The sequence below is a fragment of the Streptomyces endophyticus genome, from assembly GCF_035798155.1.
GTDB classification, from domain to species: domain Bacteria; phylum Actinomycetota; class Actinomycetes; order Streptomycetales; family Streptomycetaceae; genus Streptomyces; species Streptomyces endophyticus.
In genome coordinates this window covers 1-20,303 of the sequence record NZ_JAOZYC010000001.1, presented here as the reverse complement: position 1 = coordinate 20,303, position 20,303 = coordinate 1, and the positions used below count along the sequence as shown (strand labels likewise).

15 protein-coding genes and 3 pseudogenes are annotated in these 20,303 nt (G+C 71.9%); 7 read left to right on the top strand and 11 right to left on the bottom strand.

Annotated elements, in window-relative coordinates; all coding sequences use genetic code 11:
- Window positions 1-71 precede the first annotated feature (71 nt).
- The gene (locus OKJ99_RS00090) at window positions 72-953 is read left to right on the top strand and encodes an SDR family oxidoreductase (RefSeq protein WP_326013475.1); all 882 of its coding nucleotides are present in this window, start codon (window positions 72-74) and stop codon (window positions 951-953) included.
- Window positions 954-974: 21 nt separating this feature from the next.
- Here OKJ99_RS00090 and OKJ99_RS00085 read toward each other — a convergent pair whose 3' ends face one another.
- Together OKJ99_RS00085 and OKJ99_RS00080 are read right to left on the bottom strand one after the other, a co-directional pair.
- Window positions 975-2,288 (bottom strand): amidohydrolase, encoded by a 1,314-nt coding sequence (locus OKJ99_RS00085; RefSeq protein ID WP_326013474.1) that lies wholly within the window; start codon window positions 2,286-2,288, stop codon window positions 975-977.
- A gap of 38 nt (window positions 2,289-2,326) precedes the next feature.
- Window positions 2,327-3,806 (bottom strand): annotated as a pseudogene (locus tag OKJ99_RS00080) (MFS transporter).
- Between OKJ99_RS00080 and OKJ99_RS00075 the strand changes: the two are divergent.
- Window positions 3,788-4,966: an Lrp/AsnC family transcriptional regulator gene (locus OKJ99_RS00075; RefSeq protein WP_326013473.1), complete on the top strand. Its 1,179-nt coding sequence runs from the start codon at window positions 3,788-3,790 to the stop codon at window positions 4,964-4,966. The pseudogene OKJ99_RS00080 and the gene OKJ99_RS00075 sit on opposite strands and share 19 nt — an antisense overlap.
- 18 nt (window positions 4,967-4,984) lie before the next feature.
- Here the strand turns inward: OKJ99_RS00075 and OKJ99_RS00070 are convergent, their stop codons facing one another.
- The 3 genes from OKJ99_RS00070 to OKJ99_RS00060 are packed head-to-tail and all read right to left on the bottom strand — an operon-like array spanning window position 4,985 to window position 8,155.
- Complete coding sequence (locus tag OKJ99_RS00070; protein WP_326013472.1) at window positions 4,985-6,037, bottom strand: NAD(P)-dependent alcohol dehydrogenase; 1,053 nt, start codon at window positions 6,035-6,037, stop codon at window positions 4,985-4,987.
- Between the two features lie 16 nt (window positions 6,038-6,053).
- Window positions 6,054-6,566, bottom strand: coding sequence for a DUF4334 domain-containing protein (locus OKJ99_RS00065; protein ID WP_326013471.1), 513 nt, complete (start codon window positions 6,564-6,566; stop codon window positions 6,054-6,056).
- Window positions 6,563-8,155, bottom strand: a complete 1,593-nt coding sequence (locus tag OKJ99_RS00060) for a succinic semialdehyde dehydrogenase (RefSeq protein ID WP_326013469.1) — start codon at window positions 8,153-8,155, stop codon at window positions 6,563-6,565. The genes OKJ99_RS00065 and OKJ99_RS00060 overlap by 4 nt, the downstream gene beginning before the upstream one ends.
- Window positions 8,156-8,375: 220 nt before the next feature.
- Here OKJ99_RS00060 and OKJ99_RS00055 point away from each other — a divergent pair, with 220 nt between their 5' ends.
- Window positions 8,376-9,584 (top strand): oxygenase MpaB family protein, encoded by a 1,209-nt coding sequence (locus OKJ99_RS00055; RefSeq protein ID WP_326013467.1) that lies wholly within the window; start codon window positions 8,376-8,378, stop codon window positions 9,582-9,584.
- Between the two features lie 36 nt (window positions 9,585-9,620).
- On the opposite strand, the gene OKJ99_RS00050 is transcribed toward OKJ99_RS00055, so the two are convergent.
- Window positions 9,621-10,793, bottom strand: a complete 1,173-nt coding sequence (locus OKJ99_RS00050) for a TetR/AcrR family transcriptional regulator (RefSeq protein WP_326013465.1) — start codon at window positions 10,791-10,793, stop codon at window positions 9,621-9,623.
- Window positions 10,794-11,038: 245 nt separating this feature from the next.
- Here OKJ99_RS00050 and OKJ99_RS00045 point away from each other — a divergent pair, with 245 nt between their 5' ends.
- The 3 genes from OKJ99_RS00045 (at window position 11,039) to OKJ99_RS00035 (ending at window position 15,477) form a co-directional block, all read left to right on the top strand.
- A complete protein-coding gene (locus OKJ99_RS00045; protein WP_407700624.1) occupies window positions 11,039-12,244 on the top strand; it encodes an EfeM/EfeO family lipoprotein in 1,206 nt (401 codons plus the stop codon).
- Entirely contained in the window at window positions 12,241-13,464 is a 1,224-nt protein-coding gene (efeB, locus tag OKJ99_RS00040; RefSeq protein WP_326013462.1) for an iron uptake transporter deferrochelatase/peroxidase subunit, read from the top strand. The genes OKJ99_RS00045 and efeB overlap by 4 nt, the downstream gene beginning before the upstream one ends.
- Window positions 13,465-13,623: 159 nt before the next feature.
- On the top strand, window positions 13,624-15,477 hold the full coding sequence (locus OKJ99_RS00035) for a phospholipase C (protein ID WP_326013461.1): 1,854 nt from the start codon (window positions 13,624-13,626) through the stop codon (window positions 15,475-15,477).
- 63 nt (window positions 15,478-15,540) lie between these two features.
- On the opposite strand, the pseudogene OKJ99_RS00030 reads toward OKJ99_RS00035, so the two are convergent.
- From OKJ99_RS00030 to OKJ99_RS00010, 5 genes and pseudogenes are all read right to left on the bottom strand, one after another.
- Window positions 15,541-15,935, bottom strand: a pseudogene (locus OKJ99_RS00030) (VOC family protein).
- Between the two features lie 22 nt (window positions 15,936-15,957).
- Window positions 15,958-17,115 (bottom strand): FAD-dependent oxidoreductase, encoded by a 1,158-nt coding sequence (locus OKJ99_RS00025; protein ID WP_326013460.1) that lies wholly within the window; start codon window positions 17,113-17,115, stop codon window positions 15,958-15,960.
- A 173-nt stretch (window positions 17,116-17,288) separates the two neighbouring features.
- Window positions 17,289-17,936: a class I SAM-dependent DNA methyltransferase gene (locus tag OKJ99_RS00020; RefSeq protein WP_326013459.1), complete on the bottom strand. Its 648-nt coding sequence runs from the start codon at window positions 17,934-17,936 to the stop codon at window positions 17,289-17,291.
- Between the two features lie 136 nt (window positions 17,937-18,072).
- A complete protein-coding gene (gene menC / locus OKJ99_RS00015) occupies window positions 18,073-19,179 on the bottom strand; it encodes an o-succinylbenzoate synthase (RefSeq protein WP_326013457.1) in 1,107 nt (368 codons plus the stop codon).
- Window positions 19,176-19,985, bottom strand: coding sequence for a chorismate synthase (locus tag OKJ99_RS00010; RefSeq protein ID WP_326013455.1), 810 nt, complete (start codon window positions 19,983-19,985; stop codon window positions 19,176-19,178). The genes menC and OKJ99_RS00010 overlap by 4 nt, the downstream gene beginning before the upstream one ends.
- Window positions 19,986-20,101: 116 nt before the next feature.
- On the opposite strand from OKJ99_RS00010, the pseudogene OKJ99_RS00005 reads away from it, so the two are divergent.
- Window positions 20,102-20,303: pseudogene (locus OKJ99_RS00005) on the top strand (PucR family transcriptional regulator); the annotation flags it as partial.

Genomic DNA, 20,303 nt, shown 5'->3' with positions numbered 1-20,303 from the left:
ATCAGCGGGTGTACCGTGATTGGTGATGCGACACATGTCGCATCACCAATCCTCGCACCTTGGAGTCGACCATGCGCGTCTTCATCACCGGCGGTACGGGCCTGATCGGCTCGGCCGTCGTCGCGGAACTGCTCGCGGCGGGTCACGCGGTCACCGCCCTCGCCCGCTCCGACGCCTCCGCCGAGAAGGCCACGGCCGCCGGCGCGGACGTGGTCCGTGGTGGTCTCACCGATCTCGACGTGCTGCGCACCGGCGCCGAGCAGGCGGACGGCGTCGTCCACCTCGCCTTCAGCAACGACTTCAGCTCACCGGAGGCGCTCGCGCGGGCCGTCGCCGAGGAGGGGGCCGCGCTCGCGGCGCTCGGCGACGCCCTCGTCGGCTCCGACCGGCCGCTCGTCACCGTGTCGGGTACGCCGTGGGTGGCGGGGCGGGCCTCGACCGAGGAGGACCCGCTGCCCACGGACGGGCCCGTCGGCGGGCGCAGCGTATCGGTGCAGCGCGCCCTCGGCCTCGCCTCGCGCGGCGTGCGCAGCTCGGCGATCCGGCTGCCGCGCACCGTGCACAACGAGGGCGACGGCGGCTTCGCCGGACTGGTCACCCAGATCGCCCGCCGAACCGGCGTCGCCGGCTACCCGGGGGACGGCACGCAGCGCTGGCCCGCCGTCCACGCGCTCGACGCCGCCGTCCTGTTCCGGCTCGCCCTGGAGAAGGCTCCCGCCGGTACGGCATGGCATGCCGTCGCCGACGAAGGCGATGCCGTAGGGGACATCACCGCGGTCATCGGGCGGCGTCTCGGTATCCCGTCCGAGTCCGTGCCGGAGGAGAACTTCGGACCGCTCGGGCCGATCTTCGCGACCGACCAGCCGTCGAGCAGCGCACACACCCGCGCCGCTCTCGGCTGGCAGCCGACCCACCCTGGCCTGCTCGAGGACCTGGAGAAGATCGAGCCCTGACACATCCGGTCGGCCGTGCGGTCAGGCCGTGGGGCCGTTGAACTCGGCGGCCACCGCGCGCAGTCCGCGCACCCCGTACTCGATGACGGGCTCCGCCTGCGGGCCGAAGCGCGGCGAGTGGTTGCCGGGGATGCCCGGACGCACCTGCGTCGGGTCCTCGCCCTCGTAGAGCTTGGGGTCGAGGCTGCCCCACATCCAGAACACCGACGGGCACTCCAGCGCCGTGCCGAAGAGGCCGAAGTCCTCGCTGCCGGAGAGCGGGCGCGCCATGTGCTGCACGCCTTCGTCGCCGTAGACGGACAGCAGGGCGGTGCGGACGCGCTCGGTGGCGTCGTCGTCGTTGACGGTGAGCGGGAAGGCGTTGAGCGGCTCGAACTCCGGCTCGCGCGGGGCGCCCGCGGTCTCGGCCTCGCCGCGGACGATGCGTTCGATGGCGGCGAGGACCCGCTCGCGGACCTTCGGGTCGAAGGTCCGGACGTTGACCTTGAGTTCGGCGCTGTCCGGGATGATGTTCTCCTTGTGGCCCGCCCGGAACGAGCCGACCGTCACCACCGCCGCGTCCTGAGCGGCGATCTCCCGGGAGACCACCGTTTGCAGCCGGGTCACCACGTGCGCGCCGAGCACGATCGGGTCGACCGTCAGCTCGGGCTGGGAGCCGTGTCCCCCGGAGCCGAACAGCCGGATGCGGAAGCTGTCCGCGGCCGACATGGTCGTGCCGGGGCGCAGCGCCACCGTGCCGGTGGGCAGCGGGCTGACGTGCTGGCCGAGGCAGACGTCCGGGCGCGGGAAGCGGTCGGCGAAGCCGTCGTCGACCATGGCCTGCGCACCCGCCGCGATCTCCTCGCCGGGCTGGAACACGGCGAGGAGCGTGCCGCGCCAGGACGTGCGGTCCGCCGCGTACAGGGCGGTCGCGCCGAGCAGCGCGGTGACGTGGTGGTCGTGGCCGCAGCCGTGCATCACCGGCACCTCGTGGCCGTCCGGGCCCGTCGCGGTGTCGGTCGAGGCGTAGGGCAGGCCCGTGTCCTCGGCCAGCGGCAGTCCGTCGGTGTCGGCGCGCAGCAGGACCGTGGGGCCCTCGCCGTTGGTGAGCGTGCCGACGACGCCGGTGGTGCCGACGTGCTCCGTGACCTCCCAGCCCTGGGCGCGCAGCACGGTCGCGATGATCGCGGCGGTGCGGGTCTCGTGCATCGACAGTTCGGGGTGGGCGTGCAGGTCCCGGTAGAGCTCGCCGAGGGCGGGCAGCAGCTGCGGCAGCCCCTCGTCGGCGGGGGTGCCTGCGGGCAGCGTGAGCCGGGCGGGATCGACCGGGCAGGCGGGGGACGTGGAAGTGGTCATGTGGCAAAGCTCCTTCGCTGAATGGGGAGGGCGGGTGATCAGTCCCGGACGGCGGGGCCGAGCCGGGAGCGCAGGGCTTCGGAGGTCTGCGGGGCGATGAGTGCGAGGCCGGCGGTGAGCGCCGCCCCGAGGGCCAGGACGGAGAAGGCGACGGCGAACGAGTAGGTGTCCGCGAGATATCCCATCAGCATCGGCACCAGGATGCCCGCGGACTGGCCGCCGAAGTTGATCATTCCGGAGGCCGCGCCGCTCAGCCGGGTCGACAGCGTCCGCAGCGGCACCGCGAAGATCGGCGTGAAGCAGAACGTGCAGGCGGCGAAGGCGAGACACAGCAGGGTCTCGAACGCGACCAGGCCCTCGGCCTGCGTCATCGCGAGCACCGCCACGCCGGCGACGGTCATGGACGGCGCGACGAGCAGCGCGGGGCGGCCCTTCAGCCTGTCCGCGCACCAGCCGCTGAGAATCATGGTCAGGCCGCCGAAGAGCGCGGGCAGCGCGGTGAGCAGACCCGAACTCTCCAGCGAGAGCCCGCGCTCGGTCTGCAGATACGACGGCACCCAGGAGTTGAGGCCCCAGGCGAGCATGCCGTAGCCGAACAGCATCCCCACGTACAGCCACATCGCCGGGGTGGCGAGCAGCGCACGCGTTCCGCCGCCGCCCCCGGCGGCCTCGGTCCGTGCGGTCGGCCGCGCCGGGGGGCAGCAGGAGTTGTACGAGGACGAAGGTCGCGACGCCGAGTCCCGCGACGGCGTAGAACGACATGCGCCAGCCCCACAGGGCGATGACGGGTCCCGCGATCAGCGGCGCGACGACCGCGCCGAAGGAGTTGGACGAGGAGATCCAGCCGCTCGCCGTCATCCGCTCGCGGGAGCCGGTGCGTTCGGCGACGGCCTTCATCGCGGCGGCGGGGAAGATGCCCTGCCCGGCGCCGAACAGCACCCGGATCACGACGAGCGCGGCGAACGACCAGGCGGTCCCGGTCAGCGCCGTGAACACCGACCAGATGAGCATCGCCCACAGCAGGATCCGCTTGGATCCGAACCGGTCGGCGAGCAGTCCGCCGGGGATCTGGCACGCCGCGTAGGCCAGGAAGAACGCGGAGAGCACCATGCCCTGCTGGGTACGGTCGATGCCGAACTCGGTGCCGATGTGCGGCAGCGCGAGGTTGATCACGAGCCGGTCGATGTAGTCGACGATCCAGGCCAGGAACAGCAGGCCGACGGTCGTCTTCGCGGCCCGGTCGAGCCGGACCCGGCCCTCGGCGGGCTCGGGGCGCGCGGCGGGCGCGTCGGTCGGTGTATCGGTGGCGCTCACGGCGGCTCCACGGTGTGTGTCGCGGGTGGGTCCTGATCCAAACGACAGGCCCCAGGGGTGGGCGCGCACGCCGTACCTGCGGACGGGTCCACGTCCGGGCAGGCGCGCACATCCGTACGGCGGGCGTCCGCCCCTGTGGTGGGGCCGCCGCACGGGTGGGTGCGAGTGGCCCCACAATGGTCGCCATGCCGCCCGCCCCCGCATCGATGCCGGAATCCATCGCCCTTGAGACGCAGGATTCCGTCTCCGCAACTGCCGACATGTGCGACTCCCGCACCACCGACACCGCCGACTCGGGCGCCGCTGTCGTAGGCGACCCCGCCGCCACCGGCGACATGTACGACCTCGACGAGACGGACATGGCGCTCGTCGACGCCTTGCAGACCAGCCCCCGTGGCCCCTGGTCGCGGATCGGCGCGGTCCTCGGCATCGACGCCACCACCGCCGCCCGCCGTTGGGACCGGTTGCGCGCCTCCGGGCTCGCCTGGAGCACCGCGTACGAGTCGTGGGAGCGGCACGGGCGGGGGCAGCGCCTCTGCATGGCCTTCGCCGATGTGGCCGTGGCCCCCGGCAGCCTGGCCGCCGCCACGGAGGCGGCGTGCGCGGACCCGCGCGTGGCCAGTGTCGAGCGGACCACCGGGGGCGGCACCACCGGCAGCGACGGCGCCCTCTTCCTCACCGTGTCCTGCTCCGGTACGGCCGCCCTGACGCGCTTCGCCGACGGCCCGCTCGCCGGGCTGCCGGGTGCGCGCGACGTCCAGCTCTCCGTGGTGCTGCACAGTTACCGGGAAGGCGCGGACTGGAAGGTGCACGCGCTCGACCGCGGCCAGCGCTCCCGTCTGGCGTCGGCCGTCGCGGCTCATGCGGCGGCCCCGCAGCACGGCGACGCCGACCGCGCGCTGCTCCGCTCCCTGTCCTGCGACGCCCGCCGGTCCTACAGCGATCTCGCCCGGGACACCGGGGCCAGCGAGGCGACGGTGCGCCGCCGCCTGACCCGGATGCTGGGCTCGGGCCAGGTCAGGATCCGCTGCGACGTGTCGCACCTGGCGGCGGGCCGACCGGTCATCAGCACGTACCGGGTCGCCGTGCCGTCGGCCGAACTCGACGCGGCGGGGCATCTGGTGGCCGCGTTGCCCGGTGTCCGGCTGTGCATGGCGGTGACCGGCGAGGCCAATCTGCTGGTGTCGACCTGGGCGCGCTCGCTGAGTGACGCCGCCGGCTTCGAGGTCCGCCTCGGCTCCCGGCTCCCCGGTGCCCGAATCCTGCGCCGCGATGTCACCCTGCTGACCGCGAAGCGGATGGGGCGCCTGCTGGACGACGACGGGCGCGCCCGGGGGCACGTCCCGGTGGACCATCTCCTCTGATCCGCCCCTGACGGCTCATCAACTCCCGGGCAGCAGCACCGCCTTCAGTGCCCGACCCGCCCTCTGCTCCGCCACCGCCCGGTCGAACTCCCCGAGCCCGTACGTCGTCACCAGTTCGTCCAGCGGCAGCCGCCCCTTCTCGTACCGCCCGATCAGCTCCGGTACGAGCTGTGACGGTTCCGCGTCCCCCTCGACGCAGCCGCGGAGTTGGAGCCCCCGCAGCATCAGGTCCCGTACGTCGATCTCGGCCCTGGCGGGGCCGAGGCCGACCACGGCGAGCGTGCCGCGTGGCTGGAGCAGCGCGAGGGCGCGGGTGAGCAGTTCCGGGCGGCCGGTGGTGTCGAGGGCGTGGGTCACCGACGGGAGCGGGTCGTCCAGGGAGGCCACCGCGAGCGCCCCGAACCCGGTCGCGAGGTCGCGGCGCGCGGCCACCGGCTCCGCCACCACGACCTCCACGCCCTCGGACAGCGCGGTCAGCACCGCCGCCGTGCCGACCGCGCCCGCGCCGACCACCAGGAGCCGGTCCCCGGGCCCCGGTCGCAGGACGTTGAGGACCGACCCCGCCCCGGTCAGGAATCCGCAGCCCAGTGGGGCGGCGACCCACGGCGGTACGTCGCCGACGGGCACGCAGGAACGGGCGTCGACGAGCGCGGCCGTGGCGAAGGACGACTGGCCGAAGAAGGACCCGAACACCGGGGCACCGTCCACGCGGATCGTGGGTGTGCCGTCGGGGCGCCGTCCCGAGTTGTTGAGGGTGGTCGCGAGCGCGCAGTAGGCCGGGTGGCCCGACCGGCACTGGGCGCAGCGGCCGCAGTGCGCGAACGAGAGCACGACCCGGTCCCCCACCTCCAGGCCCGCGACCTCCGACCCGAGGCGCTGCACGACGCCGCAGCCCTCGTGGCCGAGCACCGCCGGGCGGTCGCCGAGCGCCTTCCGGGTGGCGAGGTCGGTGTGGCAGACGCCGACCGCCTCGATCCGGACGAGCACCTCGTGCGGGCGCGGGTCGTCGAGTTCGGCCTCGACGAGTGCGCTGGGCGCGGTGCCGCGCGAGAGCAGTACCGAGGCCTTCATGTCAGTACCGCGGCCTTCATGTACGGTCCGGGGTTTCGCGTTTCGGGGTTTCGTGTTCCAAGGCTTCGCGTTCCAGGCCGAAGTAGAAGTGCCTGCCGTCCACGAGCACGACGCCGGGCTTGCCATTCATCACGCCCATGAGCGTGGTGTCGTCGACCCGCTTGAAGTGGTCGAACACGGGCATCCCGTCGTACACCATCGTGGCGGTCACCTCGCCGCGGAACTCGACGTTCCACAGGCTGGCCTCGCCGCGGCCCGCCTTGATGTCGGAGTAGAGGCTGCCGTCCTCGGCGCGGCACATCAGCGGTTTGGCGTCGTCGAGCGCGTCGAACCGCTTGCCGTGCCAGCGGCTGGCCGCCAGCACCTTCTCGATGGGGTGGCCGGTCAGGAAGGCGAAGCCGCGCCAGGAGCCGAGGAGCGCGGACGCCTCGACCGTCTCCAAGTCCGCCCACAGGGCGTCGAGTTCGGCCGGGTCCACCCGGCCCTCCACCGCGCGGAGCGCCTTCCACCGTTCGCCCACGCCGCTCATCGGACCCCCAGCCTGCGCAGCAGGGCCAGTTGGCCGTTGGTCCGGCGGATGAAGGATGTCACCGAGCTCTCCTCTGGTTTCGTCGGGCCGAGAGGAAGGAGTCGCTGCGTGGCGAGCGTCTGGCTCTCGGTGTACTTGCGGATTCCCTCGGCCCCGTGGCGCCGGCCGAGTCCGCTGTCGCCCATGCCGCCCATCCCCGCCTCGATGCTGCCGGCGGCCGCGGCGGCGCCGTCGTTGATGTTCACCGAGCCGGAGCGGATCCGGCGTGCGAGCCGGGCGGCCTCGCGGGTGTCCTTGGACCAGATCGACGCGGAGAGGCCGTAACTGCCCTGGTTGGCCAGGTCGACCGCCTCGTCGTCGGACGCGTAGGGGTAGAGCGAGACGACCGGGCCGAAGGTCTCCTCGCCGCACACGGCCATCTCCGGCGTGACACCTTCGAGGACGGTGGGTTCGTAGAAGAGCGGGCCGATGTCCGGGCGGGCCTTGCCGCCCGCGAGCACCGTCGCCCCCTTTGCCACCGCCCCGTCGACATGGGACCCGACGGCCGCGAGCTGCGCCTTCGACGTGAGGGAGCCGATGTCCGCCGAGTAGTCGTAGGTCCGGCCGAGGCGCAACGCCCGTGTCGCGCGGACAAGTTCGTCACGGAAGGCGTCGTAGACCTTCTGGTGTACGTAGACGCGCTCGATGTGGATGCACATCTGCCCGGTGTTGGCGAAGGCGGCCGCCACCGTGCCGGCCGCGGCCGCCGTGATGTCGGCGTCCGCACGCACGATCAGCGGGTTCTTGCCGCCGAGTTCGAGGGAGGCGCCGACCAGGCGGCGCGCGGCGCGCTCCCCGACGGCGCGTCCGGTGGCGGTCGAGCCGGTGAAGCAGACGTAGTCGACGGCGTCGACGAGGGCGGTGCCGACCACGGAGCCGGGGCCGGTCACGATCTGCCACAGGTCGGTGGGCAGCCCGGCCTCCGCCATCAGGTCCCGCGTCCACAGCAGGGTCAGCGCGGTCTGTGAATCCGCCTTGGAGACCACGGCGTTGCCGGCGAGGAGGGCGGGCAGTACGTCTCCGACGCCGAGGTAGAGGGGGTAGTTCCAGGGCGAGATGACGCCGACGACCCCCTTCGGCACCCGCACCTCCTGGACCCTGGTCGCGCCGGGGATCATCCCGCGTACGCGGTGCGGCGCCAGGTAGTGCCGGGCGCGCCGCGCGTAGTGCCGGGCGATCGTCACGACCTGGGCCACCTCCATCCACGCGTGGTAGCGCGCCTTGCCCGTCTCCCACTGGATCAGGTCGAGCGCCTGGTCCTGCCGCTTCAACAGCAGGTCGTGGAAGGCGAGTACGAGGTCGGCGCGGCGCTTCGCGGGTGTTCCCGCCCATGCCGCCTGCGCGACGCGGGCGCCCGCCACCGCCTCCGCCACATCCTCGGGTGTGCACGTGGGAACGGCCGCGGTCGGCGACAGGTCGAACGGGGCCAGTGCCGCCAGCGGTTCGGGGCCCTCGGCCTCGTCGCGTTTCGCGTCGCGGCGCACCCCGCCGCACCATCGCGCGATCGACTCGTCCGTCACCCACGCGGGGCGGGCCTGGTCCGTGCTCATGCGGACTCCTCGCTCGTACGGGACCGGTACTCCGGTTCGCACCGGTCACTTCGATGCCCTGTCGGCACTCTTGCCGACTCTCTTGTCGATGACTGCGCGCCTCGCTATGTTAATCAGAAATCACATCCTGGAACAAGATTTGAAGCGTGGCGGAGACCCCAACACCCAGCACATCCGGGCTTGTTGAACCGCCTGGCCAACCAGGGAAGCGAGTAAGTCAATGACAGATCTGAGCCGCAGAAACATCCTGTCGCTCGGTGCCGCGCTGGGACTCGTGGGCGCGACGGGTACCGCCACCAACGCATGGGCCTGGTCGCCGACGGGCTCGGTCGCGGGCTCCGGAGCGGGCACCGACCCCGAGTACGTGTGGGACGACGCCATCGACCCGCTGATGGCCAAGATCATCACCAGTGGTCGGGTCCCGGCCGTGAACAAGGCGATGGAACCGTGGGTGAACAACAACGACCCACTGCCCACCGGCCTGCCGGCCGAGCTCACCACGTACCTCCAGGGAGTCAACAAGCTCCCCTCCTGGGCGGATCCGAAGAAGCTGGCCCGCGCCGCCGACTTCAACCGGCGCAAGGACACCTACCTCTTCCTGCTCTACGGGCTCGGCAGCGGGATCATGAGCACCGTGATCCCGCGCGAGGCGAAGAGCGTCTACTGGTCGGCGGGCGGCGCCGACATGCAGGACCGCGCGGCCAAGACGTTCACGTTCGGCTACGACCTGGCCCAGCTGAAGGGCCTGGAGCCCGAGGGCCAGTTCATCGTCACCGCCAACAAGACACGCCTGGTGCACGCCGCGGTGCGGCACATGCTGCCGCAGTCCCCGCACTGGTCGGCGGTCGCGGACCAGAAGATCCCGATCAGCAACGCCGACATCCTGGTCACCTTCCACAGCCTCGGCACGTTCGTGCACAGGAAGCTGCTCGAGTGGAAGGTCCCGTTCCCGGCCGAGGACCAGGAGGCGTTCCTGCACAGCTGGCAGGTCGCCCTGCACCTGCTCGGCGTGCGCACCGAGTACATCCCCAAGTCGTGGGACGAGGCGTACAAGCAGTCGGCGCAGGTGCTCACGCCGATCCTCTCCCCCACCACCGAGGGCATCGAACTGGCCGAGGATCTGCTCGGGTTGACCGCCCAGATCGACCTCGGCGTCACGCGCGGGTTCCTCAACGAGTTCGTGCGCTACGTCCTCAGCAACGAGATCGGCGACTGGCTGGGGCTCAAGCGCGACTACGCCTCGGCGACCCTTATCCGCGCCGTGTGGCCGGCCTTCATCCTCTTCCGTGAAGGGCTGAACCCGGTCGCGCCCAGCGCCTTCTACATGTTCGACCAGTTCGTCCGCGCGCTGGCCATGGCGTTCCTGAACAAGGGCGCGTCGGGGCAGACCACGCCCATCGTGATCCCGACGCACAACCGACAGGACTGAACCCGGCTCCCCCAGACGGGCGTTGGGGCTCTCCGCTCAGAGCCCCAGCGCCCGCACCACGAGCCCCGCCACCGTGGCCCGGTGCTCGGCGCTGTCGCGCCACCGCATGCTCCGCCCGGCCTCGACCACGACGCCGAACCCGGCGTGCACCAGGACACGGGCCTGCCGCGGGTCGAGCTCGGGGCGGGCCGCCCTCAACTGCCGTTCCCATACGGCGATGTGCTCGCGCTGCGCCAGTACCAAGGGGCGCTGCAGCTCGGCCGGCAGGCCGACGAACTCGGCCTCGGCGACGCTCGTCAGCGCGGTGTGTTCGAAGCTGTAGGCCACGTACGTGGCCGCCAGCGCCGCCACGGCCTCGTGCGGGTCGGCCGTCCCCTCCAGGTTCTGGTCCACCGCCTGCGCCAGCAGCTCCGCCGCTTGCTGGCAGGCCGCCGCCAGGATGTCGACCTTGCCCGGGTAGTGGCGGTAGAGCGCGGACGGGGCCAGGCCCACCGCCTCCGCGATCTGTCCGTTCGTGACGCTGGCGAACCCGTCGCGCGCGAACAGCGGGACGGCGGCCGCGAGGATCTCCGCGCGCCGCGAGCGCGCCACCGGGAGAGCCGGGAGTTCGATGGTCCGCTCGCGGCTCTTGCCCTGCGGGGCGGGGGCAGGGCACGTCGCGACGAGCCGCTGGGCGCACTCCAACAGCAGTCCCTCGACGCGGCGTTGAGCGATGGAGGTGTGGTGCATCGTGATGGACCCGATCGCGCCGAGCGCCGCCACGACCCGCAACTCCGCGCGCTCGCCCGGGTGTTCCCGGCGCACCGCCTCGGTCACCCGCCCGACGACGCGCGCGAACTTGCCCCGCAGCAGCCGGCGGTCCTCGCGGTTGAGGTACCGGGCCTCCCACCGGTACACACCACCCTCCGCGCGACGCTTCACGGTGATCCGGATGAGGGCCGTGAGCAGCTCCGCCGCGTCCGCCTCGGGCGGCAGCTCGTCCAGCGTGGCGACGAGGCCGTCCACCATGGCGTGCGCGCACTCGGAGAACAGCGCGTACTTGTTCGGGAAGTGTCGGTACAGGGCCGCCGCGGTGATGCCCACGCCGGAGGCGATCTCCTCCATGGACGCCGCGTGGTAGCCGCGTTCGCTGAAGAGTCGCCCGGCCGCCTCGACGATCAGCTGCCTGCGGTTGCGGGGACGAGTGGCAGGCATCGGCTCCGCGGTCATGACCGGGCTGACGAGTGCGGGGGCAGAGACAGAGGCGGGGCCATGCGAGCCAGTCAATCACACGCCGGGACACGCGCCATGGCGTGCGCAAAGCTCCGTACAGGCGAGCGTGTACATGCGCCCGCGTCAACTCTTGGTCATGATTTTCGGTGGACTGCCGTTCGCCCCGAGCGTGCCGCTTAGCATCGGGCCGTCCCGCACCGTACGACCTCTTGCTCGCGCCGAACGACCCCTCGGAGGACCGGATGTCGATGCCCCGCCCCGGGTGGCGGCGTGGACAACGGTGGCTGTTCGCTGGGGTGCTCGTCGTCCTGCTCTGTCTGCTGGTGGCCAATGTCATCGCGCTCACGCGGCATCCGCAGGACCGCGCCGAGGCCTCCAGCGGACCGCGGCGCACGCTGGTCGAGGTCTCGGGGAGCCACTGCGGCAAGGGCTGGGACGCGCCCGCTCCGGGCGTGCAGGTCTTCGCGCTGCACAACACCTCCGCCGCCTCCGCCGAGGTGTTCCTGGAGAATCCGCGCAGCCACGTCATGTACGGCGAGGTGGAGGACATCGGGCCGGGCACGACACGGGAGTTGACGGTGCGGCTCGGCAGGGGCGCGTACGCGTTCAAGTGTCTGCCCGAGGACGCGGACGCCGTCACCGGGCCCACCGTCCGCATCCGCAAGGGGCGTTCGGGGCCCGCCGCCGCGCCGGTCACCACGCACGACCTGATCCCGCCGGCGATCGCCTACCAGAAGTGGGTCGGCGAAGGGCTCGACAAGGTGGCCCGGCTGGCGGAGACACTGCGCGACGCCGTCGACCGGGGCGACCTCGGCGCGGCCCGCACGGCATGGCTGCCCGCCCACCTCCAGTACGAGCGGATGGGCGCGGCCTACGACGCGTTCGGCGACGCCGACGGACGGATCAACGGCACGGACGCAGGCCTGCCGGGCGGCACCCACGACAAGGACTTCACCGGCTTCCACCGCGTCGAGTTCGGGCTGTGGCACGGACAGTCGGCCCACGAACTGCGCGCGCCCGCGGCCGCGTTGCTGAAGGCGGTCACCGCGCTGCGCGAGGACTGGGCGCAGACCCGGATGGGCCCGGCTCAACTGGGCCTGCGGGCGCACGAGATCCTGGAGAACACGGTGCAGTTCGAGCTGACGGGGCGTACGGACTTCGGCAGCGGCAGCAATCTCGCCACGGCCCGCGCCAACGTGGACGGCACCAGCGAGGTCCTCTCCCGCCTGCACCCGATCCTGGCCCGGCGCTACGCCCATCTCCCCTCGCTGGAGGGGGACTTGAGGGATGCCGGACGTACCCTCGACGGACTCCGCGACGACGGTCATTGGCCGCCACTGGAGCGACTCAGCCGAACACAACGCGAGCGTGTCGACGCCCGGTTCGGCGACCTCGTCGAACACCTCGCCTCGGTGGCGACGCTGTGCGATCCACGGAGGACGGTGTGAGCGGGGCGGGTGGTGTCGCGCGGCGCGGGCTGCTGCGGGGTGCCGCGCTCGCCGGGGTCGGGCTCACGGCGGGTGGCGCCGCGGCCCCGGTCGGAGCGCCGACTGCCACCCCCGTCGCGCCCGTCGCCGCGTTCCACGGTGCCCGGCAGGCCTCCGTCGTCGCGGCGCAGCGCCGGGCGACCGCCTTCGTCTCCCTCGATGTCACCGCCGACGGCCGGGCCGAACTCGCGGACGCGCTGCGTACGTTGACCGACCGGTGCCGGTTCCTCGCCTCGGGCGGGACCCCGGAGCCCGCCGGGATCACCGCGCCGCCCGCCGACTCGGGGGTCCTGGGCGAGCGGCTGCCGGGCGGGGCCCTTGCGGTGACCGTGGGTGTCGGGGCGTCGCTGTTCGACGAGCGGTTCGGGCTCGGCAGGCGCAGGCCGCGCCGGCTCGCCGCGATGCCCGCCTTCCCCGACGACGACCTCGACCCCGACCGGTGCCACGGCGACCTGAGCCTGCAACTGCACGCCGACGACCGGGACACGGTGCTGCACGCGCTGCGCGACATCGCCCGGCACACGCGCGGCGCGCTCCAGGTGCGTTGGCGCATGGACGGCTTCACCAGCCCGCCGCGCCCCTCGGGGACGCCGCGCAATCTGCTGGGGTTCAAGGACGGCACCGCCAACCCGGACACCGCCGACACCCGTGCGATGGACCGCCTGGTGTGGGTCGGCAAGGACAGCGGTGAGCCGGAGTGGGCGGTCGGGGGCAGCTATCAAGTGGTCCGGTTGATAAGGATGTTGGTTGAGTTCTGGGACCGGGTGTCGCTCAGCGAGCAGGAGCGGATGTTCGGGCGTTCCCGTGCGTCGGGCGCGCCGTTGGACGGTGACGCGGAGCACGACGCGCCGAAGTTCGTCGACGACCCCAAGGGCGACGTCATCCCGCTGGACGCGCACATCCGGCTCGCCAACCCGCGCACACCGGACACCGCGGGCCAGCGGATCCTGCGCCGCGCGTACAACTACGACCGGGGCACGGACGCCAACGGCAACCTCGACATGGGCCTGCTGTTCTGCTGCTACCAGCACGACCCGCGGCGGCAGTTCGAGACCGTGCAGAAGCGGCTCGCGGGCGAACCGCTCACGGACTACGTCTCCCCGTTCGGCGGCGGCTATTTCTTCGCGCTGCCGGGCGTGCGCGACGCCGACGACTGGTTCGGCCGCGCGCTGCTGTCCTGAGGCGACTCCCAAGCGGGGCTCACCACTGCGGAAAGCTTCCGCTCACAAGCGGTCAACAGGTGGTCAAGATCTGCCCCGTGGTTATAGATGCAGGGTTCACTCAAGTGCCACCGTACTTGCGCATGCACGCCGTCGACATGGGTCGGAGGACGAACATCCATGGCCAGCAAGGCAAGTAGATCCGGGTCAGCGACCGGGAGATCAGCGATACGAGGCCTGGGCGCGCTGGCGGGAGCCGCCGCACTCACCGTGCTCGGCGGCGCCTCCCCCACGTGGGCCGCCGCACCCACGGGGCACTCCTCCGGCACCGCCACCCCCGTCAAGCACGTGGTCGTGCTCTTCGACGAGAACAACTCCTTCGACCACTACTTCGCGACGTATCCGAAGGCCGCGAACACCGACGGCACGAAGTTCACCCCGGCCAAGGGCACGCCGAGGAACATCGACACCCTCGCGCACGCGGGCCTGCTGAAGAAGAACCCCAACCAGTACACCCCGAAGCGGCTGACCCCGGACCACGCGGTGACCTGCGACCAGAACCACTCCTACGGGCCCGAGCAGTACGCGTACAACGGCGGCAAGGCCGACAAGTTCGTGCAGAACACCGAGGTCGACAAGTGCAGCGGCGGCCTGTTCGGCGAACCGGGCCTGGTGATGGACTACTTCGACGGCAACACCGTCACCGCGCTGTGGAACTACGCCCAGCACTACTCCCTGAGCGACCGCTCCTACGGCTCGAACTACGGCCCGTCGACGCCCGGAGCCATCAACCTCGCCTCCGGGAACACACACGGGGTCATCTCCACGGACCCGGCCTCCGGCACCGAGAACCCCAAGCAGACCGATACGCCGGACAAGACCGCGGTCCAGTCGCCGGACGCGCACGGCGTCGGCACGATGATCAATGACCCCGACCCGTCGTTCGACGACTGCTCCGACAAGAACCACTCCGCCACCAGCGCGCTCGCCACCATGCGGGGCAGGAACATCGGCGACCTGCTCAACACCCGCAAGGTGTCCTGGGGTTGGTTCCAGGGCGGATTCCGGCCGAGCTCCGCGTGGAACGGCGAGGACGGCTCGTACGCGAAGTGCGAGGACGCGCACGCCAACGTCGGCGGTGCGTCGACCCTCGACTACAGCCCGCACCACAACCCGTTCGCCTACTACAAGTCGACGGCGAACCCGCACCACTTGGCGCCCAAGAGCGTCGCGGAGATCGGCAACGCAGGTCCCGCCAACCACAATTACGACCTGACCGACTTCTCCGCCGCCGCGAAGGCGGGCCACCTGCCGGCGGTCAGCTTCGTCAAGGCGAGCGCGTACCAGGACGGGCACGCCGGCTACTCCGACCCGGTCGACGAGCAGCACTTCCTGGTGAACCAGATCAACGCGGTGCAGAGCTCGCCGCAGTGGAAGTCGACCGCGATCGTCGTCGCGTACGACGACTCCGACGGCTGGTACGACCACGCCTACATCCCGCCGCGCAACGGCTCGAAGGACGCCACGGTCGGCTCCAACGGCAAGGCCGCCGACTCCCCCGCCTGCCAGAACGGCCCGGCGGCGGCCGGGGGTTACCAGGACCGCTGCGGCCCCGGCACCCGGCAGCCACTGCTCGTGATCTCCCCGTACAGCAAGGTCAACAAGGTCGACCACACCATGACCGACCAGGCGTCCATCATCCGCTTCATCGAGGACAACTGGCACACCGGCCGGATCGGCGACCACTCCTTCGACGCCACCGCGGGCCCGCTGTCCGGCATGTTCGACTTCAAGCACCCGAACAACAAACAGCTGCTGCTGAACGCGGACGGCTCGGTGAAGTCCGTCGGCGCGGTCAAGGACATCGCCCCGGTCACCACGCACATCACGCCGGGCCCGCCGATGGAGAACACGGCCGCGACGAGCGACGGCTTCCCGGCGCTCCCGGTGAGTCTCGGCGTGGCCGCGCTGCTCGCCACCGGCGCCACCGGCACGTACCTCACCCTGCGACGCAGGCAACGCACCACCGCCTGACGCCCCTGACTGCCCGGCACGGTCCAGCGCCCCCTGGACCGTGCCGGGCGGGCCCTCCGCGGCCTACTGACCGCTGATGTTGACCATCCAGTTGATGCCGAAGCTGTCGGTACACATGCCGAACTCGTCGCCCCACATCTGCTTCTCCAGAGGCATGGCGACCGTTCCGTTGGCGGCCAGCTTGTCCCAGTAGCCGTGCAGCGCCACGGAGTCGTCGCCGCTGACGCTGACCGAGATGTTGGTGCCGGCGGGGTGTCCGAGCCCATGATCGTGAACCCGGCCGGTGTCTCCAGGAGGGCGTGCATGATCTTGTCGGCGAAGTCGGCGGGTGCCCCACCGCCACCGGCGGACCCGAAGGTGTTCAGGACGAGCTCGCCACCGAACACATCCTTGTAGAACTCCATGGCCTGACGGGCGTCCCCGTCGAAGGCGATGTACGGGTTGAGGCGAGAAGCCACAGCGGGTTCCTTTCACGGGGTGCTACGTGTGAGTGCTACGGACTCCCGCATTATTCGGCGTCCCCTCCGCCCGCGCACGGTGAAGCTCGGCCATCAGGTCCTCCAGCGAGTGCCCGTCCTCGTCGGCCCCGTGGGTCTCGGCGGTACGGACGAACATGGCCTGCTCGTACGCGGACAGCGCGGCCTCCACGTCGCCGGGGTGCGCGGCGAGGGCCCGGGCGAGCTCGGCTCCGTCGAGCATCGCCAGGTTGGCACCCTCGCCGTTCGGGGGCGCGAGGTGGGCGGCGTCGCCCAGCAGAGTGACGCCCGGGACCCGCTCCCACCGGTGCTCGGTCGGCAGCGCGTACAGGGGGCGCAGCGTCGGCGCGCCCTCGGCCTCCGTGATCAGCGCGGAGAGCTCCGGCGCCCAGGCCCGGAACTCCCTGGCGATGCGCTCGGTGGCCGCGGCGGCGTCGGTGAAGTCGATGGCGTCGAACCACTCCCGCGGCTCTTCGAGGCCCACGTAGGCGTGCAGGGTGCCGGCCCGCTCCCGGTGCGCGAAGAGCTCCCGGCCCGGCTTCAGCGAGATCATCATCCCGCCGCCGACCGCCTTCGCCGTGGCCGGGTGCCGGGTGTCGGCCTCGTACAGGTAGGTCTCGACGACCGACTTGCCGGTGTACGCGGGGGTGGCGGAGGAGAGCAGCGGGCGGACCCGGGACCAGGCGCCGTCCGCGCCGACCAGCAGGCCGGTGACGACGGTGGAGCCGTCGGCGAAGGTCACCTCGTGGCGGCTCTCGCCGAGGGCGCGGACGCCGCTGACCTTGTGGCCCCAGCGGACGGTGCCGGCCGGGAGGGAGTCGAGCAGGATCTGGCGCAGCTCGCCGCGGTAGACCTCGGGGCGGCCGCCGGTGCCGTCGTCGTCCTTTTCGAACAGTACGGTGCCGTCCGGTTCGAGGACCCGCATGGCCTCGTGCCCCTCCAGCACGAGCGCGCGGAACTCGTCCATCAGGTCGGCCGCCTCGACGGCGAGCTGACCGTTGTAGTCGTGGATGTCGAGCAGCCCGCCCTGCGCGCGTGCGGCCGGCGAGGGCTCCCCCTCGTAGACGGTGGCGGGTATGCCGTTGAGGTGCAGGACGCGGGCGAGGGTGAGGCCGCCGAGACCGGCGCCGATGATGGTGACGTGTGTGCTGTCCGTGGTCATGGCTGGGGTCCTTCCGGATCGTGCGTGGGCCGCGGGGCGTGCTGCCCGCGACCGGCGCCGTTGTCGCACGGCGCCGACCGGAACCAATCTCCCTGCGGCCCACGACAGATCACCTACAGACCACCGACCGCCGCCGACAGCTCACCGACAGCGGCCCCCACCGGCCGGAGCCCTCAGCGCAGCACCTCGAACGCCCAGTAGTCCGCAGGCCCTTCGGCCGTGTACGGCACGTCCTGCCGCCGTTCGACGACCTTGAGGACCCCGTCGTCGGCCTGCCGCCGCACGTACTCGACGAAGTCCGAACCGGCCAGGTACTTCGAGAAGGTGCTCACCAGGACGAGGCCGCCGGGCTTGGTGACGCGCAGCAGCCCCTGCACCCCGGTCGGCGGCACGTGGCCCAGCGTGAAGACACCGCAGCACACGGACACGTCGTAGCTGTTGTCCGCGAACTCCACCAGCCCCCGGTTCATGTCCACGCCCGCGGTCAGCGAGCGGTAGATGCCGGTCCTGCGAGCCTCGGTGACCATGCCCTCGCTGAGGTCGAAGCCGTCGATCACGGTGACACCGCGCCGCGCGAGCACGCCCCCGACCAGGCCCGTTCCGCAGCCCGCGTCGAGGACCACGGACCCGGCCCCGATCGCACCCGGATGGTCGTCCGCCAGGGAGCCGAACAGCTCGCCGATCTCGTCGGGGCCCCGGTAGTCGGTGGTGCGCAGGTCCTCGTCGTACGAGGCCGCCCATTCCCCGTAGTACGAGTCGATGCGGTCGGGAACGCCGTCGAGGCCGTGCGCCTTCTTGATCCGGTCCTGGCTCTGTGACACCCAAGTCTCCCTTTTCGTCGGACGGTTCACGCCCCTGGCGGGCCCGTCTCGACCCGCCCAGGGGTGACCGTCACGCCGCTACCCGGAAAGACCGGATCCGAACCCGACCAGGGTGTCGACCGACGGTGTGCGGCCGCTACAGCCGGTGGGTGGCGGTGGTGAAGCGCGCCAGGGTGTCCGGCAGCGGGTCGATGCCGATACCGGGGCCCGACGGCACCGTGAGGCAGCCGTCCTTGTCGAGCACGAACGGCTCGGTGATGTCCTCCGCGTAGTAGCGGCTGGAGGCCGAGGTGTCGCCGGGCAGGGTGAAGCCGGGCAGCGCGGCGAGCGCCAGGTTGGGGGCGCGGCCGATGCCCGTCTCCAGCATGCCGCCGCACCACACCGGCACACCGTTGGCGACCGCGACGTCGTGGATACGGCGGGCCTCCAGGTAGCCGCCGACACGGGCCGGTTTGACGTTGATGATCCGGCAGGCCTCCATGGCGATGGCCGTGGCGGCGTCCCGCGCGCTGTGGATCGACTCGTCCAGGCAGACCGGGGTGGTGATGCGCCGCTGGAGCTGCGCGTGGGCGCGCAGGTCGTTCTCGGTGAGCGGCTCCTCGATGAGCAGCAGCCCGAACTCGTCCAGTTTCCGCAGGTGTTCGGCGTCGGCGAGGGTGTACGCGGTGTTGGCGTCCACCTGGAGCGGGAGCGCGTCGCCGAAGCGCTCGCGCACCGCGCGCAGCGGCTCCAGGTCCCAGCCGGGCTCGATCTTCAGCTTGATGCGGACGTAGCCCTCGGCGAGATACTCCTCGACGTCGTCCAGGAGTTCCGGGATGGAGTTCTTGATGCCGACGGAGACACCCGCGGGCACCCGCTGTCCGGTGGCCGAGCCGAGGTAGGTGGCCAACGGCATGTTGTGGGCGCGGAGTTCGGCGTCGAGCAGCGCCGTCTCCAGGGCGGCCTTCGCCAGCTCGTTGCCCTTGACGGGTTCCATCGCTGCCCCGGCCGCCGCCGCTCGCGGCTCGGGCAGGGCCTTCACGCGCGGCAGCAGGAAGTCGCGGATGACGATCTCGGCGCCCGCGATGAACTCGGAGCAGTACAGCGGGTCGGGGTCGCCGGCGAATTCCGACCAGCCCTCGGCCTCGTCGGTCACCACGTGCAGCAGGAAGGCGTCCTTGCTGCCCATGCTGCCGAACGAGGTACGGAACGGCTTGACCAGCGGAATCGCGATGTGCAGCAGCTCTACGCGTTCGATCTTCATGCCGGGTCCTCCTGGGCGGTGAGGGCGGTCGGGGCGGTGGGGTGGGTGCCGTGGGTGAGCAGGTACCAGCCGTCGCGGGACATCGCGGTCGCCCGCAGGCCCTCCGCGTACGCCGAGGTGAAGACGTCACGCACGGCGTGCCGCCAGCGCAGTGCGGTGTCCGGGTCACTGGCGCGCAGGGCGACGATGTCCTCGGGGACGCGGCACCACAGCCGGGTCGCGTCGCGGGCGGCGAGCGGTCCGCCGTCGGGGGCCTTGGCGAGCACCGCGGCCTCGGCGCGGCCCTCGGCCGGGTCGGTGGCGTGCGGGGCGTCGGCGGTCAGGTCCCACAGGGCGGTGAGGCGGTCGGTCTCGTCGCCGTTGTTGATGCCGTCGTCCATCGGCCCGTAGAAGTCGATCTGGTACTCGCTGGCGACCGCGCCGAGCTTCACCAGGTTGAAGCGGGCGTTCCTGGCGACGAGCGGGTCGAAGGTCCAGCGCATGGTGCGGGCGCCCCGGTCGAGGGCCCAGGCGCGCTGGGCCTGCTTGACGGCGTGGCCCGTGCCGCGGTCGGAGACGGCCGCCGCGGCGGCGAGCGAGTACACGTCCCGCTCTGCCGGTGGCCCGAACACGGCGACCGAGGCACCGACCACGGCGCCGCCCGACCGGGCCGCGTGCACGGCGCCGCCCGCGTGGGCGACGCTGTGCAGCACATCGGTGTGGAAGGGCGGGGCGTCGCGGGGCATCTGCCACACGTCGGCGAGGAAGTCGGCCACCGCCCGCAGCCCTGCCACGTCGTCGACGGTCGAGGTCGTCAGATCGTTCATGGCACGAGTCTCGGGGCGGACGGCGGGGAGGGCTTTGTGGCAGGGGCCAATCATCGGCGTCTAGCCTGTTGCGATCGGCCAATCCCCCGCACCCGCCGTCGGCGAAAGGTTCACCCATGGACACCTGCACTCTGGGAAACCTCCTCGACGCGCTCGGCGGCTCCACGTTGCGCCTGCTCAGCGCCCCGCGCGGCCGCACCGTCCCCGTCACCGAGGTGCTGCTGCACGACCCGCACGCCCCGCTGCCGGAGCGGGCGCCGGGCGCGCTGCTCCTCGCCGTCGGCGTGCGCGCGGGCGAGGCGGGGCCGCTGGTGCGCG